Below are 15,221 nucleotides of genomic sequence, written 5' to 3'. Positions count from 1 at the left end.
TTTGTTACCCATGGGTAATATACGGGCGATCTTCCGGAGTCAATGCGACAACAGCCGACGCGATGGACGCCCACTCCCCCTCTTCCAGCAACGAGTCGCCATGGCTGCCATTCGAAAGCCGGCGCCGCGCCCGCGACGAGAAGCGCGAGGCAGTGCTGCGCACGGCCGTAGCCCTGTTCCTTGAACAGGGCTATCACCGTGCCACGCTGAACGACGTCGCCAAGCGGCTCAACATCACCAAGCCGGCGCTCTACAACTACTTCCGCGGCAAGGACGAGATCCTGTTCGAGTGCTGGTCGATCGGCAATGAGCTGGTCGACGAATGCATTGCCGAGACGTCGGCGGGCGGCGGCTCGGGGCTCGACAAGCTGCGCAAGCTCACCGTCCGCTATGCCGAGCTGATGACCGCGGACTACGGCAAGAGCCTGGTCCGCTTCGACATCCGCGATCTCAGCGAGGACAACCGCAAGATCGTGCAGACTGCCAAGCGGCGGATCGACCGCGCCTTCCGCGACTATATCGCACAGGGCGTCGAAGACGGTTCGGTGAAACCGTGCGACCCGAAGCTCGCGGCTTTCGCCATTGCCGGCTCGCTGAACTGGATCGGCCACTGGTTCCAGCCGGGCGGCGAGCTGAGCGGACGTGCCGTCGCTGAGGAATTCGCGATCCGCCTCACCGAAGGCATCGCCAAAACAACAACGCAAATGACATCAACGCGCAAGACAACGGCGCACGAGAAGGCGGACAAACCGCCTCGCAAGGGAAACGCATCAAGGGAGGAGACGAGTGAACATCACGCACGGACTGCGGCGCGCGCTGCAGGTCAATCCAAACGGGCTCGCGGTCGTCTGCGGTGAGCGGCGGCGCAACTGGCGCGAGGTCGGCGAACGCGTCGCCCGCCTCGCCGCCGCGATCCGCGGCCTCGGCGCCCAGGACGGCGACCGCGTCGCGATCCTGTCGCTGAACTCCGACCGCTATCTCGAGCTCTACCTCGCCGTCGGCTGGGCCGGCGCCGTGATCGTGCCGCTCAACATCCGCTGGTCTTCGATCGAGAACGAGGACGCGCTGCGCGACTGCCGCGCAACGATCCTGTTCGTCGACAGGGCGTTTGCGCCGGTCGGCACGGCGCTGGCAGGCGCCGTCCCCGGCCTGCGGCTGGTCTATGCCGACGAGGGCGACACGCCTGCCGGCATGGAGAATTACGAGACGCTCATCGCGCGCAGCGCGCCTGTTCCGGATGCGATGCGCAGCCGCGACGACCTTGCCGGCATCTTCTACACCGGCGGCACCACCGGCCGCTCCAAGGGCGTGATGCTGAGCCACGGCAATCTGATGGCCAACGCGCTCAACGCGCTCGGCGAAGGCCTATGGCCGAGCAGCACGATCTATCTGCATGCGGCGCCGATGTTCCACCTCGCCAATGGCGCGGCGATGTATTCGGTGCTGCTGTCCGGAGGATCCAACGTCGTAATCCAGGGCTTTACGCCTGACGGCGTCGCGGCCGCCGTGCAGAAGGAGCGCATCACCGACGTGCTGCTGGTGCCGACCATGATCCAGATGTTCGTCGATCACCCGACGCTCGGCAATTACGACCTGTCGTCCTTGAAGCGGATCTCCTACGGCGCCTCCGTGATCAGCGACGCCGTGCTGATGCGCGCCATGAAGGCGCTGCCGCATGTCGAGTTCACGCAAGCCTACGGCATGACCGAGCTGTCGCCGATCGCGACCCTGCTGCACTGGAAGGAGCATATCGGCGACGGCCGCGCCAAGGGACGGCACCGCGGCGCCGGCCGCGCCACGCTTGGCGCCGAGGTCAGGATCGTCGATGCGGAGGACAAGCTCGTGCCGACGGGTACCGTCGGCGAGATCGCGGTGCGCGGCGACATGGTGATGATGGGCTATTGGGAGCGGCCGGAGGAGACCGCGCGCGCCGTGATCGACGGCTGGATGCACACCGGCGACGGCGGCTACATGGACGAGGACGGCTTTGTCTACGTCGTCGACCGCGTCAAGGACATGATCATCTCCGGCGGCGAGAACGTCTATTCGGCCGAGGTCGAGAACGCGCTCGCCCAGCACGCGGCGGTGGCGCAATGCGCCGTGATCGGGATCCCGAGCGAACGCTGGGGCGAGCAGGTTCACGCCGTCGTGGTGATGAAGAGCGGCGCCAGCGCCACGCCGGAAGAGCTGATGGAGCACTGCAAGATGCTGATCGCCGGCTACAAATGCCCGCGCAGCGTCGACATCACCGCGACGCCGCTGCCGCTCTCCGGCGCCGGCAAGATCTTAAAGCGCGAGCTGCGCAAGCCGTATTGGGAGAACCGCGAACGGCGGGTGAGCTGAGGGATAGCTCTCAACGTCACCCCCGTCATTCCGGGGCGATGCGAAGCATCGAACCCGGAATCTAGAGATTCCGGGTCTGGCGCTAACGCGCCATCCCGGAATGACGATGTCTCATGACGCCATTCGACCGCGAGCGTTGACATCGGAGCGCACGGCCGATTGGATCAGCTCTAGATTCAATCCAGCGAGTTCCGATGTCCGCACCCGATACCAATGCCGACGGCAAGCCCCGCCGCCTGATGCACCGCCGCTCCGTCGAATGTCTCGGCTATCTCCGTGACGACGGATTGTGGGAAGTCGAGGCGCAGCTGGTCGACACCAAACCCTATGCCCGACAGGACAAGCATCGCGGGCTGCAGCAGCCCGACGATCCCGTGCACGACATCCGCCTGCGGCTCGCGGTCGACGACAGTTTTACGATCCGCGAGACCGGCACCACGATGGCCTCAACGCCCTACCCGTCCTGCCTCGACGTCGAGGGCATCTTGCAGCGCCTGGTCGGCGAACGCATCGGCAAGGGCTGGCGCGAACTGGTCCGTCGCAAGATTGGCAAGCTCGAAACCTGCACCCATCTCGCCGAGCTGCTGGGTCCCGCGGTGACGACGCTGTTCCAGACCGCAACCTCCGGCAAGGACCCGCAGGGCCGCGGCGCGCTCGATCACCAGCGCGATGTCACCGAGCCGCCATTCTTCGTCGGCGGCTGCTATTCATGGCGGCTGGATGGGCCTGTCGTCGCCGAGACCTTTCCGCAGTTCGCGCAGAAGCCTGTCGAGGCGAAGCCGGGTTCGTGAGCGGTGCCCCGCCGCTGGCCAAGGCGAGTGCATGGTGCGCCGCTGCTGGAGCTCAAATGCAGCTCCTCGTCGCAGCTCTATCCCATTCACGCAGATGATCGAACGCGGCACTAGCTCTCCGGCACGCCGGCCATGCGCATTCCCTCATAAAAGCGCTTACGCTTGGCGAGCCATACCGGATTGTCGGACAGGAAGACGACATTGACGTCGTATCGACGAATGCTGAAGTTGGGATCGAGCGCCAGTCCGGCTTTGGCACTGGATCGTGCTTCCTCGAGGTCTCCCATCATGGCCAACGCGCCAGCCAAGTGAAAGTGAGCGAGCGCAAAATTGGGATTAGCCTCAATGCTCCGGCGAAGCCAGTCCAGCGCCTCGAGGTCTGCATTGGTGCAGGACATCAACTTGGCCATCCCGACAACCATGATCCAGAGAAAGGCACGCGTATCGCGAGGGGACAGTCGTAACGCCTCTTGAATATGCCCCTCGACTTCCTCACCACGCCCCAGCGCATGCTTCCCGAGGCCAATAAACCCATGCGCATCGGCCAAATTCCGATCGAGCGCCAGCGCCTGGCGACATTCAGCGATACCCTTTGCAGCGCGGTGCGTCCGAATTTGAACCGCGCCGAGCAACATGTGGGCTCTGGGGTGATTGGGCGCACGCAACAACACGCCATTCAGCGCCTTCTCCGCGGCCCTGAAATATGCCGGTCCGTCATCGGCCATGGAGGAAGAACCGATCGCAAAATCGACCTGAGCCGCGGCAACCGCTGCTTCAATATTGTCGGGATCAAGCGCGAGGGCGCGCATGAAGAAATCCCTTGCTCGCGCCATAACCGCTGGCGCTATTCCTTTATTCAGGACAGCCCTGCCCTGAAAATAGAGATCCATCGCGTCCGGCTGGGGCAACCGTTCTGCCCGTCGTGCTTCGGCCTTGATAAGCTCGGCGTTCAATGTATTGGCGAGCCGGGATACGATCTCATCCTGCATGTCCAGCAAGTCGGCAGCGGGCTTGTCGAAGCGCTCGGCCCACACATGGGCTCCGGTTTCCGTGTCAGTCAACTGAACGTTCAGGCGAAAGCGATTGCCGCCGCGTTGCACCGACCCTTCCAGCGCGTAACGGACATTCAATTCGCGACCGATCTCCCTCACGTCCACCGCCTTTCCCTTGAAGGTGAACGCAGTGCCCCGGCCGATGACGAACGCGCCGGCGATGCGCGACAGGTCGGTAGTCAGACTGTGAGTCACGCCATCGACAAAATATTCCTGCTCCAGATCGCCGCCAATATTTGTGAATGGTAGAACAACAATGGACAGGTGTGGGACCGAAGATGAACCCGCTGGCCTTCCGGCGTTGTCCGGCATCGACGAGGTCGTGACACTGGCAGAAGCCGGGCGGTCGGCCTGCTCGCCATCCACGACCAGCATGTAGCCGCGGCGAGGCAAGGTTCTCAGGGCCAATCGGCCCGCCCCTCCCAAGGCCTGCCTGATGTCGCCGATGGCCTGGACAAGCGAGTCTTCCGTGACCTCGCAGTCCGACCAGACCTCATCCAATATCTCGTCCTTATGCACCAGGCGCCCGACACGTTGCGCGAGGAGCCGCAGCACCGCCCAGGCTTGAGGACGCAACGGCACGATGTCGCCGCGCCCGTCGAGCAGCAATTCGCGGGCCAGGTCCAAGGTCCGGTCGCCGATCACAATCGAAGGCTGCGATGACTTAAGCAAGAACGCCTCGTTGGGCCATTTCGGAAAATATCGGCAGAATATCGGCGAGGTTTCGGGACCTGGCGGCAATTGTACAGCATCATCTTGCGGCGCGGGATAGCAAAACCGTCCCGAGCAGCGATCCACCAAAAGCGGTCAGCGCCAGGCAGGCCTCCATGATCAGTTCTGTCATCCATACTGCGCTAAGTATTTCAGGTTTCAACCCTTCCCCGGTTGCGGGGACGGACCGGCGATGCGGCCCCGGCGTCAGCGACACCGAGATCAGGATCGGCCAATCAATGCCGCGCAGCGCGCCGCCTTCGAGCCTGAGCAGGTTTGCCCGGGAGTGCTGGACCGGCACCAACGAGCAACATGAGGGGGAATGATCGATGGCCTCTGTCCAAGCATCCGCAAGATTGCTGCACCTTATTCAGTCGCAGCGCGTGACCGCGGTCATCTACGTCGCCGCGAAGCTGGGGATCGCCGAGCTCCTGCGCGATGGATCGCGGCCCCTTGGCGAACTCGTCGAGGCAACCGGCGCGAACAAGCAGGCGCTCCGCCGCCTGCTGACCGCGCTTTCGACCATAGGCATTTGCACGGTCGCTGAAGAGCAATACGCATTGACCGAACTGGGGACTTGCCTTGACGGGGCCGCAACCCAGTCCCTCAAGAACTGGACGATCTTTGAAGGCCAGTTTCTGACCGAATCGTGGACCGGGCTACAGGACTCGATCATGACCGGCAAGACCGCCGCGCAACTGCTTGGCCATGAAAACAGCTTTGATCTCATGGCGCGCGATCCGGAGATGGTCAACATATTCAACGCAGCGATGATGGAGGGGACGCGTCTGGCGATTCCGGATATCCTGGGGGCCTACGACTTCGGTGCGTTCGCTCATCTCATGGATGTCGGCGGCGGCTCCGGCGAACTCGTTGGCGCCATAGCCGGGCAACATCCGCATATCCGAGGGACTATTTTCGACCTTCCGCGCTGCGCCGAATCCACGACTGGCCACCTGAGGCGCAGCGGGCTCAGTGATCGCGTCGAATTCATGGCTGGCGATTTCTTCCAGACGATTCCATCGATCGCGGATGCCATCGTCATGAAGAACATCATTCACGATTGGAGCGATGAGCGCAGCATGGTCATCCTCGCAAACTGTCGAAGGGCGCTCCCCGGAGGGGGCGTGCTCCTGCTTATCGAACGGATCGTGCCGGAATTCCCGAGCGTAAGCGATGCGCACAGGGAACAGACGCTGACCGATCTGCTCATGCTTCGCGGGCCTGGCGGTCTCGAAAGAACGGAAAAGCAGTACGCTTGGCTGTTTCGCGAATCCGGCTTTACTCACACCGCGACCTATCCGGCCGGGCGTCTCAGCGTCATCGAGGCAAAGGTCACCTGAGCTTTCGAGGTCAGACCATTACTCCCGCGCAATGGAGCAGCGACTGGTTCGAAGGACATCATAGGCAAAAGCATACTTTGGAAGGAACAAGAATGCATCTGCCTGCTGCAAGCAAGTCGTCGTCGCCGATATTGGAGAACCCGGCGTACAAGGCCGTGTTCGCCAAGGTCGACTGGCGCCTTATACCTTTGCTACTGATCGCCAGCATGGTCGCCTTTCTCGACCGCATCAACATCGGCTTCGCACAGCTTCAGATGAAGCAGACACTACCGTTTGATGATGCAGTCTACGGGCTCGGCGCGGGCATCTTCTTCGTCGGATATTTCCTGTTTGAGGTGCCCAGCAATCTTCTTCTGGAAAGGATCGGCGCGCGCAAGACTCTGTTGCGGATCATGGTGCTCTGGGGATTGGCGGCGACCGCCATGATGTTCGTATCGACGCCGCTCCAGTTCTATGCGGCGAGGTTCTTCCTTGGTGTCTTTGAGGCCGGCTTCGCCCCGGGCGTGCTGCTGTACTTGACATACTGGTACCCGTCGGTGAGGCGCGGGCAGGTCATCGCGATCCTCGCGTCGGCGCCCCCCATTGTAATGTTCATCGCTGGTCCGCTGTGTGGTTCGATCCTGAAGTATTTCGACGGCGTCAGCGGTCTTTACGGCTGGCAATGGCTGTTTCTGATCCAGGGGTTGCCCGCGCCAATCCTCGGCGTTCTCGTGTATTACCTGCTCAAGGACAAGCCGTTCCAGGCCGCGTGGCTCTCGAAGGGGGAGAAGGCGCTGCTGGACGATGCTTTACAGCATGACGAAGAGAACATCGTGAAGGCGACCTCGGGGACGTTCCGGCAGCTGCTGCGAGACCCGAAGGTCTACCTGTTGTCGCTGGCCTGTTTTTGTCTGCTGGGCGCCAACTACACGATGGTATTCTGGATGCCGACCCTGATCCATAGCTGGGGAGTAAAGGATCCGCTACTGGTCGGCGTCTATCACGCAGTAGCCAACGCTGCGGGTATCGTCTGCATGATCCTGATCGGTCGTCATTCGGACAAGCGGCATGAGCGCCGCTGGCACTATGCGACCTGCGTCACGATTGCCGCCGGCGGCTTGTTCTTTCTCATGTTGCTCCACGGCACTTTTGTTGGTTCGATCCTGGCTCTCTCCTTCGCCGTCATCGGGTTTGTATCAGCGCCGCCGCTCTTCTATGCATTGACCAGTGAGTATCTCTCAGCGGGCGCGGCGGCCGGCGGCCTTGCCCTCGTCACCAGCCTCGGAAATCTCGGTCCGGCGGTAAGCCCGTCGATCACCGGGTTCATCGTGCGGAACACCGGCGACAACATCTATGGCATGTACTTCGTCATGGCGCTGTACTTGCTCTCCGGCGCACTCCTGCTGCTGAGCATGCGGCCCGCAACGAATGAGTTGCTTCCGTCCAGGAGTTGACCCATTCCTGCCAAGATCAAGCCGCCGCAGCGGAATGCTCGACCACAGCCTGCGGCGGGTTGCGGAAGCCGATTGCGATGCGGTTGTAGGTGTTCATCAGGCCGATCGCGATGGTCAGGTCGACCAGTTGCTTCTCGTTGAACACCTCGCGGGCCGCCTGGTAATCGGCTTCCGGAATCGCGGTCTCCGCCACGCGGGTGACGGTTTCGGCCCAGGCCAGCGCGGCGCGCTCCTCGGCGTCGAACAGCGCCTCGGCCTCGCGCCAGACCTGCAGCACCGCAAGCTTCTCGACCTTGACGCCCATCTTCAGCAGGCTGCGGGTATGCGAGTCCAGGCAATAGGCGCAGCCGTTGATTTGCGATATCCGCAGATAGACCAGTTCGACGAGCTGCGCGGAAAGCCCGCTTTGCGTGATGTAGCCATAGACGCCGCCGAGCGCCTTGATGCCCGCTGGCGCGACCTTGTTGTAGTCGATCCGCATGCTCATTGCTTGTGTCCTTCCTTGTCGAACACAGTCAGCGCCTTGTCGTTGCTGTCGACGACGAACACCGCAAGCAGCTTCGCCGGTTCGGTCGCGCTCGCGTTGCGCCCGAGCACGTGATGCGCGCCGGGCGGCTCGAAGAAGCTGTCGCCGGCCCGATAGACATGCGCGGCCTCGCCTTCCAGCTGGCTCTCGATCGCGCCCTGGAGCACGTAGACATAGAGAAACGCCGATTTGGCGTGATGATGCGGCGCCGACGGCTCGCCGGGCGGAAAGTTGACCTCCACCGCGATCAGCGACTTGCCGGGAATGTTCGTGATCATATGCTCGAATTTCGGCGTCACCGATTGCGCCATCGCCGGAGTCGCAAGGGCCGCGCAGGCCAGCAGCGTTGTCATCAAGGTCTTCATCTCGTGCCTCCATCGCTACCGGATAGATGCGGGCACGCATGGCCAAAAAGAAGCACCAAGAATGAACCGAATTGGTGTACCACGGGCCATGCCCAACCCGCTTCCCATCGCGCTCGACCGGTCGGCCAGGACGCCGCTCTCCGAGCAGATCCGCAAGGCGATCGCGGCGGCGATCGACAAGGGCGTGCTGGTGCCGGGCGCCCGGCTGCCATCGTGGCTCGACCTTGCCGCGCAGCTCGGCGTTGCGCGCGGCACCGTGCGGGCGGCCTATGACAAGCTGTCGGACGCCCAGCACATCGTGTCGTCGAAGGCGGGCGGCACCACCGTCGCGAGGCGGCCCAGGAAGGCCGCCAAGCCCGATGCGCCGGTCGCTCCCGGATCGGTCGTGGAGATGTTTCGCGATCTGAGCGGTCAGGGACACTTCCGGATGGGCGTCCCCGCGCAGGATAGCCTCCCCGCCAAGCTGCTGGCGCGAATCCGCGCGCGCGCGCCGTCCGGGCGGAATTGAGCGCGGTGATGCGCTATGTCGATCCACGCGGCGAGCTCGAATTGAGACGCGAGATCGCGGCGCATCTCGCGATCGCGCGCGGGCTCGAATGCTCGCCCGCGCAGATCGTCATCACCTCGGGATTCAGCGGAGGACTCGGCCTCGCGATGCGCGTGCTCGGCCTCGAAGGCCGCCGCGCGTGGATGGAAGACCCGGGATTTCCATTGACGCGAAAGGGCCTCGAGCTCGGCCGGCTGGAGGTCGTCCCGATCCCCGTCGATGCCAACGGCATCGATGTCGAGCACGGTCTCAAGCACGCCCCCGACGCGGCGCTCGCGGTCGTGACCCCGGGCCAGCAGGCGCCGCTCGGCCCGCCGCTGTCGCCGCAACGTCGCGCGCAGCTGCTCGACTGGGCCGCCCAAACCGGAGCCTTCATCATCGAGGACGACTATCTCGGCGAATTGCAGCTCAATGGCCGTGCCGCGCCGGCGCTCGCCTCGCTCGCTCGATCGCGCCGGCCGGGTGATCCATCTCGGCTCCTTCAGCAAGACGATCTCGCCGACGCTGCGCCTCGGCTTCCTGGTTGCGCCAGAGCCATTGGCGGCGCAGTTCGCCGATGTCGCGACGTGCCTGGTCCCCGCTCCCGGCCCAGCGGTGCAGCTGTCCACCGCGGAGTTCATGCGCGACGGTCACTACATCCGCCATCTCAGGCGAACCAAGCGGGCCTATTGCGACAACCGCGATGCGCTAACGACGGCGCTACGGAGCTGGAGCAACGACGTGCAGGTTGCCGGCCTCGCCGTCATGCTGACGCTGCCGGACAAGACCGCCGATGTCGAGATCGTCAGGGCACTGCTCGCGCACGGGCTGGCGCCCGCCCCGCTCTCGCCCTGGTATTTCTCACCGAAGCGCGCGCAGCCGGGTCTCTTGCTCGGCATTGCAACGGTGCCGGATCGCGGCGTTCCGGCCGCATGCAAGCGCCTGTTCGAGGCGATCCGCACCCAAGGTCGCGTCCAAAGTGCGCCGGTCTCGCGCCGGATCAGGAAGCCCGCAGCCCGGTGAGCGTCAGGCTCAACGCCTTGAGCCGCTTGCGCGCCTCGGCGTCATAGGCCTGGGCATGGGCGCGCGCCTCGCGCTTGCCGTCGAAGAACAGCCCGCTCCGGCCTGCCACATCGTCGTCCTGGACCAGACGCAGGATGGCATCACCGCCCTGCTCGACGGTCGAGATCGGCGTCGCGCCGCTGGCGCGCACCATGGTGGTGTTCATGTAGGTCGCGGGGTGCAGCGAGTTGACGGTCACGCCGGAGCCTTCCAGCTCCGTGGCCAGGTCGATGGTGAACATGATCTGCGACAGCTTGCTCTGCGCATAGGCGCGCGCACCGCTGTAGTTCTTCGTGATCATCACGTCACCGAAATCGATCGGGTGCTGGCCGAGCGACGCGACATTGACGATGCGCGCCGGCGCGCTCGCCTTGAGCCGCGGCAGCAACAGATGCGCGAGCAGGAAGCCGGCGAGATAGTTGACCGCGAAGCGCAGCTCGTGGCCGTCCTTGCTGGTCTGCCGCGCCGGCCCCTCGTTTTGCGAACCGATGCCCGCGTTGCTGACGAACACATCAAGGCGTTCCTGGTCGTCGAGCACCAGCTGGGCGAACTCGCGGACCTCGGCGAGCGAGGACAGATCGGCCTGGTAGAACATCGGCTCGCGGCCGCTGAGGCGCTTGATCTCGTCGGCGAGCGTCTGCGCCCGCTTGGTATCGCGGCCGTGGATCAGGACCCGGGCGCCAGCCGACGCCAGCTTCATCGCGACGTAGCGGCCGACGCCGTCGGTGGAACCGGTGATCAGCACCGTCTTGCCTGCCATATTCATCGAAATTGCCTTTCGATCGTTCGCCCAGCGCTGCCAGCAAAGATAAAGGCGCCGCGCGGACTTTGCCATGGCATGCCACCACGCCGGCGGCGCCAAAATGGCGTCCAAGATCACCCCCCCCGGGGCTCGGGCCTTCTCCGGAACCGCATACGTACATCTTGTCGCGCGGCCGGCGGTCGCGCGGCGCCGCGTCGCGCGTCAAGGAGATCGCGTTCTGATATCCTCGACGTGAACGACAAGTCAGGATCGGTAAAGGACCGGAATGTCCTCGATCATTCCAGAAACGATGCTGCGAAAGACTCCCTCTCTGGAGCCGTTCGGCATGCTGCTGTTGTTCGGCGCGCTGACCGCGCTGCCGATCGTCCTGACGCTCCGTCTGGTTGAGCCTGCACTCGTGCTGCCCGTTCTCAGCCTGTTGTTGTTCGTCCAGGCAGCCGTTGCTGCGATTGCGGCGCGCGTGATCCACGCGCGCTCAACCGTGGCGAACCTCACGCTGTGGGATTTTGCCGGCGCGTTCACCTTCATGGGGTGCGCAGCGGCGATCCTCGGCGAACCGGATCAGGCGGCGCTGTTCTTCGAGGAAGAAGCAGCAATGCGTCCGGTGTCACGACCGTAATCCCAGGCCGGGCCCCTCTGGCAGCCACAAGCTGCGATGTCGGACTGGAACTCAGTTGGAGTGGCCCTGCTTCGACCCGCGACGCGGATAAGCGTCGCGGTGGATTTGCCGTCCGCATGACGGCAAGAGCCGGTTTCGTCGAAAGGGTCCGCTCCCCGACCTCAAGGGGAACATGACCCATGTCCGAACTATTTTCGCCCGAGTTGTTTTCACTCGACGCCCTCAGCGCATTGCTGCAGGTCGTCGTCATCGACCTCGTGCTGGCCGGTGACAACGCCGTCGTGATCGGCCTTGCCGCGGCCGGCCTGCCGGAGAAGCAGCGCGGCAAGGCGATCCTGATCGGCATCGGTGCCGCGACACTGCTGCGCATCCTGTTCGCCCTGGTCACCACGCAGCTGATGCAGATCGTCGGCCTGCTGCTGGCCGGCGGCATCCTGCTATTGTGGGTGTGCTGGAAGATGTGGCGCGAGCTGCGCGCCGACGCGCACGAGACCACGGCCGAACACGCCGATGGCGCAAAGGGCCAGCGCAAGACGCTGTGGCAGGCCACCACGCAGATCATCGTTGCCGACGTCTCGATGTCGCTCGACAACGTGCTGGCGGTCGCGGGTGCGGCGCGCGAGCAGCCGATCGTGCTGGTGTTCGGCCTCGCGCTCTCGATCGCGATGATGGGCGCGGCGGCCTCCGTCATCGCGCGGCTGCTGCAGAACCACCGCTGGATCGCCTATGTCGGACTCGCCGTGATCCTCTATGTCGCCATCGACATGACGGTTCGCGGGGCGAACGAGATCGCGAAGGTGGCTCCGGCCTGACACCGAAAGCAAAACGGCGGGCCCTCCGGCCCGCCGCTCTGCAAATCGACAACGCGTGCTGCCTCAGTGGATCTCCGCCGAACGCTTCAGCGCGTCCTTCAGCTTCTCCAGTGAGAAATCCTTGCTGCGCGCGATGTCCAGGATCGGGGTCTCGCGGCGGCCGCAGAGTTCGGCGGCCTCGGGCAGCTTCGCCGCGACCTCATAGGGGATCACGATGGCGCCGTGGCTGTCGGCGTGGATCAGATCGTCGGATCGCACCGTCATGCCGGCGACGCGGACCTCGCCGCCAAAGCTCTCGGCATGCACCCAGGCGTGCGACGGGCCGATCGAGCCGGCCAGCGCCTGGAAGCCCGGCGCCCATTGCGGGATGTCGCGGATCGAGCCGTCGGTGATGACGCCGAGGCAGCCGAGCGCCTTGTGCACGTTGCTCTGCACCTCGCCCCAGAACGCACCATAGCCGACGTCCGGGCCGTCGATGTCCTGGATGACAGAGATGCGCGGGCCGAAGCCGGTGCCGACATATTCGTAATATTCGATGCGGCGCTTCGACTGCTCCTCGGCCGAGAGGCCGGATTTCAGCACCGAGCGGATCGTCGTGGTGCGGGCGTAGCCGACCATCGGCGGCAGCGTCGGGAACGGGCAGACCAGCGGCTTCACGGTGTAGCCGATCAGACGGCGCTCCGGCGCGACGATCTCCATCGCGTTGCAGATCGTCGGCGTGTCGTAGCGCGCCAACGCTTCAAGGACGGAAGCAGGAAGCGGGGCGGAAGCGGATGTCGTCACGGCGTTTCTCTCCTGATTTTTGGCGTCAGATCATGATGCGTTTCCAGGGAAACGCATCATGATCTCATTTCTTTGTTTGAGCATGATCTTTTCGGAAAACCGGTCTCCACTTTTCCGGATCATGCTCGAGCGGGCCGTCTCAGCCTATAGCCGAGATCGCAGGCGAACCCAACCGAGGCACGCTCATGGCTGATATTTGCTGGAATGAAACCACTCTATCACCGTCACCCCCGCGCAACGGCGAAGCCGTTGTCGCTGGAGGTGGCCGCTTCTTCAGCGGCCCTCGAAGGGTCGACGGCCCCAATCTCGGAGCCGGGCCGTACATCCTTCGAGGCTCGCCCGGCGGCGCAATTGCGCCGCAAGGCTCGCACCTCAGGATGACGGTCGACTACCGAGGGCGCACTCAGTGCAGATGCGTCGGACGATCGTCGTGGTCACTCTCCGCGACCGGCGCCGTATAGGGAGCAGCGGCCTGCGCCGCCACCGGCGCGCCCGCAGCTTGCGTCTGCGCGGCAAGCTGGCGCTCCTGGTCGCGGTAGGACTTCCAGCCCCAGGGCAGGCTGATCAGATAGAGCACCGAGCCCGCCGACAGGATGTGCCAGGGATAGCCGATCAGCAGCGCGACGATGAACACCACCGACACGAACACCGGCAGCACCATTTCCGGCGGCACGCGCATCTTCACGGTCTTGCCGGAGAACACCGGCAGCCGCGACACCATCAGGAAGGCGATCAACAGCGTGTAGAACGCCGTCAGCGTCGCCGGCGGCATCGGCACGCCGAGGAAGGCGAGATAGATCGGCAGCAGCACGGTGATCGCACCGGCCGGCGCCGGCACGCCAGTGAAATAGTTGGCGGCAAACGCCGGCTTGTTCGGATCGTCGATCGAGGCATTGAAGCGCGCAAGCCGCAGGCCGCCGGAGATCGCGAACACCATCGCGGCGATCCAGCCGCCATTGTTCAATTCATGCAGCTGCCAGAAATACAGGATCAGGCCCGGCGCGACGCCGAAATTGACGAAGTCGGCGAGGCTGTCGAGCTCCGCGCCGAATTTCGACTGGCCCTTGATCATGCGCGCGACGCGGCCATCGATGCCGTCGAGGATCGCGGCGAACACGATGGCGGCGACCGCCAGCTCCATCCGCCCTTCCGTCGACAGCCGGATCGCGGTCAGCCCGGCGCAAATCGCCAGCAGCGTGATCATGTTCGGCACCAGCATCCGCACCGGGATCGGGCGGAACCGGCGGCGGCGATACTCGGTGGAATTCGGATCGAATGGCGTCATGGCCTGATGAATATAGCAAGCGCCGTCCGGCTCCGCCATTGCGGCGGGAACCGGCTGATGGGGCTGGCGAAACAGAGTTAATCGGCGCGGTAAGTCCGGCCCGGATCGGCGTTGCGGAAATCCGCCAGAATCGTCTCGCCGGCGACCGCGGTCTGCCCCTCAGAGACCAGCGCCTTGGTGCCCTCGGGCAGATAGACGTCGAGCCGCGAGCCGAAGCGGATCAGGCCGAAGCGCTCGCCGGCGCCGATCGACTGGCCCTCCTTGACGAAGCAGACGATGCGCCGCGCCACGAGGCCTGCGATCTGGACCACGCCAATGCGCCCGTTGGAGGTCGAGATCACGAGCGAATTGCGCTCATTGTCCTCGCTCGCCTTGTCGAGCTCGGCATTGATGAAGGCGCCGGGCCGGTAGGTAATGCGGTCGATGCGGCCGACCACCGGGCTGCGGTTCACATGGCAGTTGAACACGCTCATGAATACCGAGACACGCGGCAGCGGCTTGTCGCCGAGCCCGAGCTCGGCCGGCGGCAGCGCCTGCACCACCATCGAGACGCGGCCGTCGGCCGGCGATACCACGATGCCGTCGCGCAGCGGCGTCACGCGAACCGGATCGCGGAAGAACAGCGCGCACCAGACGGTCAGCAGCGTCCCGATCCAGCCCAGCGGGGTCCAGATCCAGAACAGGATCAGGCTCGCCAGAGCGAAGCCGCCGATAAAGGGATAGCCCTCGGGGTGGATCGGCGGGATCTGCGCGCGGATGGAGTTGGCGATCGACATCAGAGCTCGCTTGCGTTTCCCCGCCCCATTT

15 protein-coding genes and 1 pseudogene are annotated in these 15,221 nt (G+C 64.3%); 8 read left to right on the top strand and 8 right to left on the bottom strand.

All coding sequences use genetic code 11. The annotated features are described in order from the left end of the window. Window positions 1–62 precede the first annotated feature (62 nt). From ACVMB1_RS08985 to ACVMB1_RS08975, 3 genes are all read left to right on the top strand, one after another. On the top strand, window positions 63–857 hold the full coding sequence (locus ACVMB1_RS08985; protein ID WP_141340558.1) for a TetR/AcrR family transcriptional regulator: 795 nt from the start codon (window positions 63–65) through the stop codon (window positions 855–857). After that, entirely contained in the window at window positions 787–2,343 is a 1,557-nt protein-coding gene (locus tag ACVMB1_RS08980; RefSeq protein WP_141340557.1) for an acyl-CoA synthetase, read from the top strand. The genes ACVMB1_RS08985 and ACVMB1_RS08980 overlap by 71 nt, the downstream gene beginning before the upstream one ends. A gap of 194 nt (window positions 2,344–2,537) precedes the next feature. Beyond that, the gene (locus ACVMB1_RS08975) at window positions 2,538–3,134 is read left to right on the top strand and encodes a DUF2889 domain-containing protein (protein WP_057019693.1); all 597 of its coding nucleotides are present in this window, start codon (window positions 2,538–2,540) and stop codon (window positions 3,132–3,134) included. Window positions 3,135–3,244: 110 nt separating this feature from the next. Here the strand turns inward: ACVMB1_RS08975 and ACVMB1_RS08970 are convergent, their stop codons facing one another. Next, window positions 3,245–4,858, bottom strand: a complete 1,614-nt coding sequence (locus tag ACVMB1_RS08970; protein ID WP_246786572.1) for a winged helix-turn-helix domain-containing tetratricopeptide repeat protein — start codon at window positions 4,856–4,858, stop codon at window positions 3,245–3,247. A gap of 79 nt (window positions 4,859–4,937) precedes the next feature. Further along, on the bottom strand, window positions 4,938–5,201 hold the full coding sequence (locus tag ACVMB1_RS08965) for a hypothetical protein (RefSeq protein WP_141340556.1): 264 nt from the start codon (window positions 5,199–5,201) through the stop codon (window positions 4,938–4,940). 25 nt (window positions 5,202–5,226) lie between these two features. Here ACVMB1_RS08965 and ACVMB1_RS08960 point away from each other — a divergent pair, with 25 nt between their 5' ends. Both ACVMB1_RS08960 and ACVMB1_RS08955 read left to right on the top strand, forming a co-directional pair. Next, the gene (locus tag ACVMB1_RS08960; RefSeq protein WP_141340555.1) at window positions 5,227–6,240 is read left to right on the top strand and encodes a methyltransferase; all 1,014 of its coding nucleotides are present in this window, start codon (window positions 5,227–5,229) and stop codon (window positions 6,238–6,240) included. A 92-nt stretch (window positions 6,241–6,332) separates the two neighbouring features. Then, window positions 6,333–7,673 carry an MFS transporter gene (locus ACVMB1_RS08955; protein ID WP_141340554.1) on the top strand — a complete coding sequence of 447 codons (1,341 nt, stop codon included), beginning with the start codon at window positions 6,333–6,335 and terminating at the stop codon, window positions 7,671–7,673. A gap of 16 nt (window positions 7,674–7,689) precedes the next feature. On the opposite strand, the gene ACVMB1_RS08950 is transcribed toward ACVMB1_RS08955, so the two are convergent. Together ACVMB1_RS08950 and ACVMB1_RS08945 are read right to left on the bottom strand one after the other, a co-directional pair. After that, a complete protein-coding gene (locus ACVMB1_RS08950) occupies window positions 7,690–8,160 on the bottom strand; it encodes a carboxymuconolactone decarboxylase family protein (RefSeq protein WP_141340553.1) in 471 nt (156 codons plus the stop codon). Next, a complete protein-coding gene (locus ACVMB1_RS08945; RefSeq protein WP_141340552.1) occupies window positions 8,157–8,564 on the bottom strand; it encodes a cupin domain-containing protein in 408 nt (135 codons plus the stop codon). The genes ACVMB1_RS08950 and ACVMB1_RS08945 overlap by 4 nt, the downstream gene beginning before the upstream one ends. Window positions 8,565–8,652: 88 nt before the next feature. Here ACVMB1_RS08945 and pdxR point away from each other — a divergent pair. Further along, window positions 8,653–10,113: pseudogene (pdxR, locus tag ACVMB1_RS08940) on the top strand (MocR-like pyridoxine biosynthesis transcription factor PdxR). Here the strand turns inward: pdxR and ACVMB1_RS08935 are convergent. Then, entirely contained in the window at window positions 10,091–10,918 is an 828-nt protein-coding gene (locus ACVMB1_RS08935; protein ID WP_057017274.1) for an SDR family NAD(P)-dependent oxidoreductase, read from the bottom strand. The pseudogene pdxR and the gene ACVMB1_RS08935 overlap by 23 nt on opposite strands. 262 nt (window positions 10,919–11,180) lie before the next feature. Here ACVMB1_RS08935 and ACVMB1_RS08930 point away from each other — a divergent pair, with 262 nt between their 5' ends. Both ACVMB1_RS08930 and ACVMB1_RS08925 read left to right on the top strand, forming a co-directional pair. Further along, window positions 11,181–11,534 carry a hypothetical protein gene (locus tag ACVMB1_RS08930; RefSeq protein WP_141340550.1) on the top strand — a complete coding sequence of 118 codons (354 nt, stop codon included), beginning with the start codon at window positions 11,181–11,183 and terminating at the stop codon, window positions 11,532–11,534. Window positions 11,535–11,713: 179 nt separating this feature from the next. Continuing rightward, a complete protein-coding gene (locus tag ACVMB1_RS08925; RefSeq protein WP_141340549.1) occupies window positions 11,714–12,346 on the top strand; it encodes a TerC family protein in 633 nt (210 codons plus the stop codon). A gap of 63 nt (window positions 12,347–12,409) precedes the next feature. Here ACVMB1_RS08925 and ACVMB1_RS08920 read toward each other — a convergent pair whose 3' ends face one another. The 3 genes from ACVMB1_RS08920 to ACVMB1_RS08910 all read right to left on the bottom strand — a co-directional run bounded on the left by ACVMB1_RS08920 (window position 12,410) and on the right by ACVMB1_RS08910 (window position 15,190). Then, window positions 12,410–13,129 (bottom strand): RraA family protein, encoded by a 720-nt coding sequence (locus ACVMB1_RS08920; RefSeq protein ID WP_028344569.1) that lies wholly within the window; start codon window positions 13,127–13,129, stop codon window positions 12,410–12,412. 403 nt (window positions 13,130–13,532) lie between these two features. Next, window positions 13,533–14,414: a CDP-diacylglycerol--serine O-phosphatidyltransferase gene (gene pssA, locus ACVMB1_RS08915; protein WP_057017306.1), complete on the bottom strand. Its 882-nt coding sequence runs from the start codon at window positions 14,412–14,414 to the stop codon at window positions 13,533–13,535. A gap of 77 nt (window positions 14,415–14,491) precedes the next feature. Next, window positions 14,492–15,190 carry a phosphatidylserine decarboxylase gene (locus ACVMB1_RS08910; protein WP_141340548.1) on the bottom strand — a complete coding sequence of 233 codons (699 nt, stop codon included), beginning with the start codon at window positions 15,188–15,190 and terminating at the stop codon, window positions 14,492–14,494. Window positions 15,191–15,221: the final 31 nt, after the last annotated feature.

The organism is Bradyrhizobium sp. USDA 4504, assembly GCF_054063995.1.
The sequence above is the reverse complement of the archived record's forward strand: the minus strand, read 5'-3'. Positions and strand labels throughout refer to the sequence as shown.

What these genes read in the sequence shown, in the direction of transcription:
- ACVMB1_RS08985 (WP_141340558.1), top strand. Translation starts at nt 63, where the DNA reads ATGGACGCCCACTCCCCCTCTTCCAGCAACGAGTCGCCATGGCTGCCA.
- ACVMB1_RS08975 (WP_057019693.1), top strand. Translation starts at nt 2,538, where the DNA reads ATGTCCGCACCCGATACCAATGCCGACGGCAAGCCCCGCCGCCTGATG.
- ACVMB1_RS08960 (WP_141340555.1), top strand. Translation starts at nt 5,227, where the DNA reads ATGGCCTCTGTCCAAGCATCCGCAAGATTGCTGCACCTTATTCAGTCG.
- ACVMB1_RS08955 (WP_141340554.1), top strand. Translation starts at nt 6,333, where the DNA reads ATGCATCTGCCTGCTGCAAGCAAGTCGTCGTCGCCGATATTGGAGAAC.
- ACVMB1_RS08950 (WP_141340553.1), bottom strand. Translation starts at nt 8,160, where the DNA reads ATGAGCATGCGGATCGACTACAACAAGGTCGCGCCAGCGGGCATCAAG.
- ACVMB1_RS08945 (WP_141340552.1), bottom strand. Translation starts at nt 8,564, where the DNA reads ATGAAGACCTTGATGACAACGCTGCTGGCCTGCGCGGCCCTTGCGACT.
- ACVMB1_RS08935 (WP_057017274.1), bottom strand. Translation starts at nt 10,918, where the DNA reads ATGAATATGGCAGGCAAGACGGTGCTGATCACCGGTTCCACCGACGGC.
- ACVMB1_RS08930 (WP_141340550.1), top strand. Translation starts at nt 11,181, where the DNA reads ATGTCCTCGATCATTCCAGAAACGATGCTGCGAAAGACTCCCTCTCTG.
- ACVMB1_RS08925 (WP_141340549.1), top strand. Translation starts at nt 11,714, where the DNA reads ATGTCCGAACTATTTTCGCCCGAGTTGTTTTCACTCGACGCCCTCAGC.
- pssA (WP_057017306.1), bottom strand. Translation starts at nt 14,414, where the DNA reads ATGACGCCATTCGATCCGAATTCCACCGAGTATCGCCGCCGCCGGTTC.
- ACVMB1_RS08910 (WP_141340548.1), bottom strand. Translation starts at nt 15,190, where the DNA reads ATGTCGATCGCCAACTCCATCCGCGCGCAGATCCCGCCGATCCACCCC.